1 protein-coding gene is annotated in these 3,247 nt (G+C 62.1%); it reads left to right on the top strand.

Annotated elements, in window-relative coordinates; translation table 11 throughout:
• Positions 1-459 precede the first annotated feature (459 nt).
• Positions 460-2,877 carry a glucose/quinate/shikimate family membrane-bound PQQ-dependent dehydrogenase gene (locus tag QRN41_RS17870; protein ID WP_034096080.1) on the top strand — a complete coding sequence of 806 codons (2,418 nt, stop codon included), beginning with the start codon at positions 460-462 and terminating at the stop codon, positions 2,875-2,877.
• Positions 2,878-3,247 lie beyond the last annotated feature (370 nt).

Raw genomic sequence — 3,247 nt, 5'->3', positions numbered from 1 at the left:
CTTGCCCCCGATGGCCATCGGCATCTACATAGATCTCACAGGCTGACCCACAACGTTGTGGTGAGCGGGCTTGCCCCGCGCGGGGCAGTTCGTTCACCACTCAATTCAAGGCTGAAACCACCGTGCATGCAGCGACGTTCTGTCACTGTTACCAAATCGGAAATGATGCATCTTGCGATTTGCGCTTTCTCTCGGCGCGTCATCTCTTTATCCTTGCCGCAACAAACTGAAACGTTTCACGCCTGCGGTCGATCCCATCTTGCCAAATATCTCCCATACCCAAGACAGCGCTGTCTTATCTCGACCTGCGCCTGGGGTTCAATCGCCCGCCGGTGGATAACCCCCGCTATCCCCCACAAAAACCGAAATAACGCTGAACCAAGCCCGCGCCGAATCGTCATCTACAGTGAGTGAAGCACGGGGTTACACAATTATTCCAACGTCACGGAGAAACACACTATGAGCACTGATGGTGCTTCGAGCCCAAGCCGCCTGCTGCCCAGGCTGCTCGGCGTCTTGCTGCTGATCATGGGCCTGGCCCTGCTGGCCGGCGGTATCAAGCTGACCACGCTCGGCGGGTCGCTGTACTACCTGCTGGCCGGTATCGGTATCACCCTCACCGGCATTCTGCTGCTGGCTACCCGCCGCGCGGCACTGGGCCTGTACGCACTGGTGCTGTTCGCCAGCACCGTGTGGGCACTGTGGGAAGTCGGCCTGGATTGGTGGCAACTGGTGCCGCGTCTGGCGCTGCTGTTCGCCCTGGGCATCGTCATGTTGCTGCCGTGGGTTCGTCGCCCGTTGCTGCGTGGTCAACCTGCGCCACTGGGCACCGGCGCGCTGAGCGTGGCCGTGGTGCTGGCCGGTGCGACCGCCCTGGCCAGCCAATTCACCAACCCCGGTGAAATGGTCAAGACCGGCGAACTGGACCGTGACGCTGTACCGGGCATGGCCAGCGTTGCGCCGGCCCAGGCCGATGGCGACTGGAATTCCTACGGCCGTTCGGCCTTTGGTGATCGCTATTCGCCGCTGGCGCAGATCACCCCGGAGAACGCGCACAAACTGGTGCCGGCGTGGACCTATCGCACCGGCGACATCCCTGGCCCTAACGATCCGGGCGAGACCACCGCGGAAAACACCCCGCTGAAAGTCAACGGCATGCTCTACGTGTGCACGCCGCACAGCCAGGTCATCGCTCTGGACCCGGACACTGGTAAGGAAATCTGGCGCTTCGATCCGAAGATCAGCAGCCAGGGCGCCGAGAACTTCAAGGGCTGGGCGCACATGACATGCCGTGGCGTGTCGTATCACGACGACGCCGTCTACGCCTCCGAGCAGAGCCCAACCGGCAGCGCCAGCCCGGCCGCCGCGCCGAATGCCTGCCCGAAACGCATCTTCGTGCCGACCGCCGACACCCGCCTGATCGCCCTGAACGCCGACACCGGCAAGATGTGCGAAGACTTCGGCGACAAAGGCCAAGTCGACCTGCGCGCCAATATCGGTAGCTTCGCCCCAGGCGGTTACTACTCCACCTCGCCACCGGCCGTGACCAAAAACCTGGTGGTGATCGGTGGTCATGTGACCGACAACGTTTCCGTCGACGAGCCAAGCGGTGTAATCCGTGCGTTCGACGTGCACACCGGCAAGCTGGTGTGGAACTGGGACAGCGGCAACCCGGACGACACCACCCCGTTGGCCGAGGGCAAGACCTACACCCGTAACTCGCCGAACATGTGGTCCATGTTCGCCGTGGATGAAAAACTCGGCATGCTCTACCTGCCGATGGGCAACCAGATGCCCGACCAGTACGGCGGCGACCGTACCGATGAATCCGAGAAGTACGCCGCGGGCCTGACCGCCCTGGACATCGACACCGGCCATGTGAAGTGGACCTTCCAGTTCACCCACCATGACCTGTGGGACATGGACGTTGGCGGCCAGCCTTCGCTGATCGACATCAAGACCGAAGCCGGCGTGAAGCAGGCGGTGATGGCGTCGACCAAACAGGGCAGCATCTACGTGCTGGACCGTACAACCGGCCAGCCGGTGGTGCCGATCCACGAAGTGGCCGTGCCTCAGGGCGCAGTCGCGGGCGACCGTACCTCCCCTACTCAGCCGAAGTCCGAACTGAACTTCATGCCACCACCGCTCAAAGAGCGTGACATGTGGGGTGTGACGCCGTTCGACCAGATGCTGTGCCGTATCGATTTCAAATCCATGCGCTATGACGGTCCGTTCACCCCGCCGTCGTTGCAGGGTTCGATCGTGTACCCAGGTAACTTCGGTGTGTTCGACTGGGGTGGCATTTCCGTCGACCCAGTACGTCAGATCGCCTTCGTGAACCCGAGCTACATGGCGTTCAAATCCAAACTGATCCCGGCCGCCGACATCGCCAAGCAAGGCCCGCGCGTCAGCGAAACCGAAGGCGTGCAGCCGAACAAAGGCGCACCGTACGGTGTGATCCTTGAAGCCTTGCTGTCGCCGATGGGCTTGCCCTGCCAGGCGCCGGCGTGGGGTTACGTGGCGGCGGTCGACCTGACCACCCACAAGACCATCTGGATGCACAAAAACGGCACCGTGCGTGACAGCTCGCCGGTTCCAGTGCCTCTGACCATGGGCGTACCGAGCCTGGGCGGCACCTTCACCACGGCCGGTGGTGTGGCGTTCCTCAGCGGCACCCTCGACCAATACCTGCGCGCCTATGACGTGAAAAACGGCAAGCAACTGTGGGAAGGCCGCCTGCCAGCTGGCGCCCAGACCACCCCGATGACCTACACCGGCAAGGACGGCAAGCAATACGTGCTGGTCATGGCCGGCGGTCACGGCTCCCTGGGCACCAAGCAGGGTGACTATGTGATGGCGTTCAAACTGCCGGAATAAGCGTTACCGGCGATAAGACAAAGGCGGCTTCCCTTACGGGTAGCCGCCTTTTTCATGGGTTCAATACGGCTGCTGGTCAGCCAATAAAAAGTTCTCACTGCCCCGCCGCCATAGGGGCACAGCTATCTACAAGCCTTCGAAAACATGCGGTTCTTGTGGTGAGCAAACCGGCTGTGGTGAGCGGGCTTGCTGTGGTGAGCGGGCTTGCCCCGCGCTGGGCTGCTTCGCAGCCCCTTTCCAGGCGATGTGGTCTTGTCTGGCGCACCGTGGTGTCTTGGTTTGGGGCTGCTTCGCAGCCCAGCGCAGGGCAAGCCCGCTCACCACAGCGTTATGAGCCAGTCTTTGAGATTTGCGTTGATACTGCCGTATT

It is taken from the genome of Pseudomonas sp. efr-133-TYG-23 (genome assembly GCF_030209215.1).
Taxonomy (GTDB): domain Bacteria; phylum Pseudomonadota; class Gammaproteobacteria; order Pseudomonadales; family Pseudomonadaceae; genus Aquipseudomonas; species Aquipseudomonas rhodesiae.
Note: the sequence above shows the minus strand (reverse complement) of the source record. Positions and strands in the feature narration are given on the sequence as shown.

Coding starts and splice junctions, on each gene's coding strand:
- QRN41_RS17870 (WP_034096080.1), top strand. CDS start 460: ATGAGCACTGATGGTGCTTCGAGCCCAAGCCGCCTGCTGCCCAGGCTG.